This window comes from Streptomyces otsuchiensis (assembly GCF_004305975.1).
GTDB classification, from domain to species: Bacteria; Actinomycetota; Actinomycetes; order Streptomycetales; family Streptomycetaceae; genus Streptomyces; species Streptomyces otsuchiensis.
On sequence record NZ_BHZI01000404.1, the window covers coordinates 1 to 4,017 of the forward strand.

The 4,017-nt window shown below is 75.7% G+C and carries 4 protein-coding genes; all 4 read right to left on the reverse strand.

Annotation, left to right across the window (positions count from 1 at the left end; genetic code table 11):
- Nucleotides 1-1,416, reverse strand: a 1,416-nt coding sequence (locus tag E0D90_RS24310) for an MFS transporter (protein ID WP_227870470.1), incomplete at its 3' end; no start/stop codon positions are given.
- A 114-nt stretch (nucleotides 1,417-1,530) separates the two neighbouring features.
- Entirely contained in the window at nucleotides 1,531-1,809 is a 279-nt protein-coding gene (locus tag E0D90_RS24315; protein WP_130800100.1) for a hypothetical protein, read from the reverse strand.
- A 134-nt stretch (nucleotides 1,810-1,943) separates the two neighbouring features.
- A complete protein-coding gene (locus E0D90_RS24320) occupies nucleotides 1,944-2,852 on the reverse strand; it encodes a 4'-phosphopantetheinyl transferase family protein (RefSeq protein ID WP_130800101.1) in 909 nt (302 codons plus the stop codon).
- The coding region (locus E0D90_RS24325; RefSeq protein ID WP_227870471.1) for an acyl-CoA dehydrogenase family protein at nucleotides 2,836-4,017 on the reverse strand (1,182 nt) is incomplete at its 5' end. The genes E0D90_RS24325 and E0D90_RS24320, both read right to left, overlap by 17 nt.

Genomic DNA, 4,017 nt, shown 5'->3' on the forward strand with positions numbered 1-4,017 from the left:
CACGGATGCTGGGGCGGGTTCGGGGACGTCGGTCCGGGCGGCGCTGCCGACGGGACCGTTGCGGTGGTTCACCTCCGGGTGGGTGTCGGCGGTGACGAGCGCGGCGACGGGGACCGGCGCGTCCGCCGGGGCGGCCGGGGTGGCGGCGTCCGCCGCGCCGGGGCTGTTGTCGGCACCGTCCTTGTCGGCGTTGTTCGGCTCCGGGTGTCGCAGGGCGAGCAGAGCGGCGACCGGGGAGGCGAAGGCGATGAGTCCGCAGAGGACCCAGGTGGCGGAGACGCCCAGCAGCAGCGACACGCTGGAGAACAGGGCGATGGAGACCGGGGCGGTGCCGATACCGGCGAGGGCCAGGGTGGACATCGCCGCGCCCATGCGGTCCGGCGGCGCGGACTGCTGGTAGACCGTGACCATCGCGGGGCCGTTGAAGCCGGAGAGCAGGCCGACCAGGCAGGCGACCACGCTGAGGCCGAGCACCGACGGCAGCAGCGCCATGGTGAGGATGCCGGCCGCGATACCCACGCCGGTCACCACCAGGCGGGCGAACAGCGATATCCGGTGGGCGAGTACGACGCCGAGAGCGCTGGCGACCAGGGCGCCGATACCGAAGGAGGCGATGACCACGCCGACGACCGAGACGTTCCAGCCGCGTTCGGAGACCAGCAGCGGAAGTGCCACCTCCAGCGGCCAGTTGAACGCCAGGTCCAGCGTGAACGCGGCGAGGAACATGTAGCGCAGCCGGGGCAGCCGTACCAGCAGCCGGATGCCGTCCGCGGAGCGCCGCACCATCGACTCGCTCTCGTCCCGCGCGGGCCGGGTCAGGCCCCGGGTGACGTACAGGAGGCACAGCAGCCAGGCGGTGCAGGTGCCCGCGGTGACGAGCAGGGCGTGGCCGAGGTGTCCGGTGGCGATCAGCAGGGCGCCGAGCGGGGCGCCGGCGATCGGCGCGAGCCGGACCACCATCGCGTAGAGGGAGTTGGCGCGCGCCAGGTGCTCCTTCTTGGCGAAGTGCGGCATCAGCGACGACGAGGCGGGGCCGCCGAGCCCGAGCAGGCTGCCCTCCAGCAGCGCGACGACGACCAGGGGCCACAGCGCGTCGACCGAGAAGACCAGCAGCGCCCCGCAGAAGAGGACCACCGCGCGGGCGGCGGTGGTGCGCAGCAGCACGTAGCGCGGACCGAGCATGTCGGCGACGGCCCCGCCGAAGATCAGCATCAGCGCGCGCGGCAGGGAGGAGGCCAGCAGCACCAGGCTGACGCCCGCGGTGCCGCCGAGCTGCACGGCGGTCCACGTCATGGCGATGATCAGTATGAAGCTGCCGCCCTGGGCGAGGGCCTGACCGCCGACCAGGAAGCCGACCCGGTCCCACTGGACCATCGGTGGCGCGGCGGGGCCCGCCGGTTCGGTTGAAGTGCGCATCGGGATGCCTGTTCTCTCGGGGGTCGGACGGACGGGAGGGGTCGCGGTGCCGCGGCGCCGCGTGGCGCTCGTTCGGGGGCGGTTCGGCCGGTTCGGCCGGTTCGGCCGGTTCGGTCAGGGCGGTACGGGAACGCGGAGCCGCACGCTGCGCGGTGTTCCGTCCCGGAGTGCGGCGGTCACCGCCCGCTCGGCGGCGTGGCGTTCCGCGTGGGCCAGGGCGCGGTCGAGTGCGGGGCCGTCCGCGCGGCCGGGCAGCACGGTGATGTCGAGGACCCCGCCCAGCTGTCCGCGCCCGCCGGTGGCCAGCGCGCGTGCGGCGGCCCGGGTCACCTCGGTGCCGCGCGGGGGCCGGACCGTCAGGACGGGCAGTTCCGAGGGCGTGAACCGTGCCACGACCAGGGCCACCGGCGCTGGGCCCGCCGGGCGGCAGCGCCGTACCGCGGCCGGCGCGGCGGCGGAGCGGGTGGGACATCGGCGCCCGGCAGCGGCTCGGGTCCGTCGCGGTCCGGCCGCGACACAGCGGCGGGTCATCGTGCCACCGCCGTGCGGTCCGTCGCCGCGCGCGGTCCGTCGTCGTCGCCGAAGTCGATCGCGGGCAGCGGGAGTCCGGGGGACGGCCAGGCGAACAGCCGCAGCGGCATGGGCGCTTCGCCGACGGTGGCCAGCGTCGCCACCCACCCGGCGGGTGCCGGCAGATCGGCCAACCGCATCCGGGCGTGCGCCAGTTCGCCGCGCGGGCCACCGGCCGCAGTGACCGCCCCGGTGCCGGCGACGGGCAGTCGCAGCCCTTCCAGGAAGCGCCCGCCGACCGCCTTCACGCAGGACTCCTTCCGGGAGAGCAGCCGGTGGTAGGCGCTCCGACGGTCGTACGGCGCGGGGCCGCGGGCCACCAGTGCGGCCTCCTCCGGGGGCAGGAACCGGGCTGCCAGGGGGAGCACCGCGCGGGCGGAGACGCTGATCCGCTCGATGTCGACCCCGACGGGTGCCGTGCGGGAGACGGCGAGCAGCGCGTGCGCGCCGGAGCGGCTCGTCGACCAGTGCCAGTCGCGGTGTTCACCCTCGAAGACCGGTTTGCCGTGCGGCCCGGTGGCCCAGCGCAGTTCGGTGCCGGGGCTGCCCAGGTAGCGGCCCAGTACCGAGCGGACCGCGCTGTGCGCGGCGACGTAGCGGCGGGCCACCGACGGGTCGCGGAAGGCGCGGGCGCGGCCCCGTTCGGCACGGTCGAGGCCGGCGGACCGGTCCGTCGCCGGCCCCGAGCCGGCGCGCGCCGTGGCGCGGGTTCCGGCGGCGGGGTCGAGCGGGATCAGCCAGACGTCGACTCCGGGCGGCGGTCCGGTGCGGGAGGGCGGGCGACGGTAGTCGGCCGCCCCGCCCCGGTCGCCGGTGTCGTCACCGGTCCCGCGCGCGCCGGTGACGGTCTTAGGCCGCGTGGACATGGCGGTCACGCTCCTGGAGGTAGCCCTGGGCCAGGTTCAGCCGCTGGATGTTGGAGGTGCCCTCCATGAACTCGAAGGCCCGCGCGTCACGCACCCACTTGTCGAGCAGCGGGTGGTCGAACCGGGCGCCCGGCCCGAAGGAGCGGGCGGCGCAGACCGTCAGCTCCTCGGCGAGGCGGGTGGCGTGCAGCTTGGCGGCGGAGGCCGCGGTGCCGCTGCTGGGGTCACGGTCGGCTGAGGCCGCCGCGGCGCCGACCATCGCCCGGACCCCGGCCAGCCGATCGGCGAACTCCCTTGCCAGGTAGCGGCGTCGGGCCTCCGGCGTGGGGCGCAGCTCTCGCTCGGCGTACTCGTGAGCGGCCTGCGCCACGCCCAGGGCGAGGGTGGCGACCAGCGGACGGAACCGGTTGAAGGTACGGACGGCGGCCCACATTCCGCGCCGGCTCGCCTTGCGCTGCCGGCCGAGGACGTCCTCCTCGGCGACGGGCACCCGCGCCATCCGCAGTTCGCTCAGCTCCAGACCCCGCAGCCCGAGGGTGTCCAGGCCGGCGCCGGTGAAGCCCGCACGGTCGGTCTCGATCAGCACCGCCGTCAGGCCCAGCGGCCCGGGGGCACGGCGGGCGAAGACCACGCCGATCTCGGCCCGGGCGCCGTTGCCGACGAACCGCTTGGTGCCGCTGAGGGCGAACCCGCCCTGCCCGTCGGCCGCCAGCGCGGTGCCCATGGATGCCGGGTCGGAGCCGTGCGCCGGTTCGGTCATGCCGAAGAACGTCCACACCGGGCGCCCCGAGGCCAGTCGGCCGTAGTAGCGCTCACGCTGCGCGGGGTCGGCCAGTTCCGCGATCATGAAGCCGGACATGGCCGGGCCCGGCAGCCCGAGTGCCACCCCGGCGTCGGCGCGTGCCATCTCCTCCCAGACCACGGCCTGTTCGGTGCAGGAGTCGGCGGCCACGCTCCGCCCGTCGAGACGGATCGGGGAGGTGTGGAACTCCGCCGGGAGGCCGGTGAACGACTGCCAGGGCAGCACCGAACGCACCAGGCCGGGCAGCAGCGCGGGATCGCGGTCCACGGCGAGCGCCACATCCCGTAGCGGGGTGGCGAGTTCCCGGGCGGCTGCACGCAGCCTCTCCAGGTACAGGGGGTCGTGGGCGGGGCTCATCACGCC